Consider the following 501-nt stretch of genomic DNA (forward strand, 5'->3'; position numbering starts at 1 on the left):
GCTAAGTTCGGTCGTGAGGTAATGGATAGAGTCAGAGTCGACCAAGCCAACAAACTCAAGCAAGATAAAAAAGCGAGGCAATGGGTCAAGCGCTCACGCTGGGTGTTGTTGAAAAATAGAGGCAACTTAAATCCACGGCAAGACAGCTATCTTACAGAAATATTGAATATCAATAAGGACTTAATGACCACTTATATACTCGGGGCACAACTCAAAGAGCTTTGGTATTGTGAATCAGAAGCACATGCTAAAGGGCTCTGGGAGGCTTGGTGGGCACAAGTACAAGAGAGTGGAATTAAGCCATTGAAAGAGTTCGCACGAAAACTGAGTCCTTATCTTCACGGTATTATCGCATCGGCAAGTTATCCGCTCAACACCTGCACATTGGAAAGGATAAACAACAAGATAAAGCTAATCAAGCGAATGGGGTATGGGTATCGAGATACCGACTACTTCTTCTTGAAGATAAAAGCGGCTTTCCCCGGAAAGCCGCGATGAACC

Annotated in this window: 1 protein-coding gene; it reads left to right on the forward strand. The window is 44.5% G+C overall.

The window, feature by feature from the left end:
• Positions 1-498, forward strand: a 498-nt coding sequence (locus AB4138_RS18065) for a transposase (RefSeq protein ID WP_372307142.1), incomplete at its 5' end; no start/stop codon positions are given.
• Between the last annotated feature and the right edge of the window lie 3 nt (positions 499-501).

Origin of the sequence: Vibrio sp. 10N.286.52.C3, from assembly GCF_041468865.1 — a bacterium.
Lineage (GTDB): Bacteria > Pseudomonadota > Gammaproteobacteria > Enterobacterales > Vibrionaceae > Vibrio > Vibrio crassostreae_C.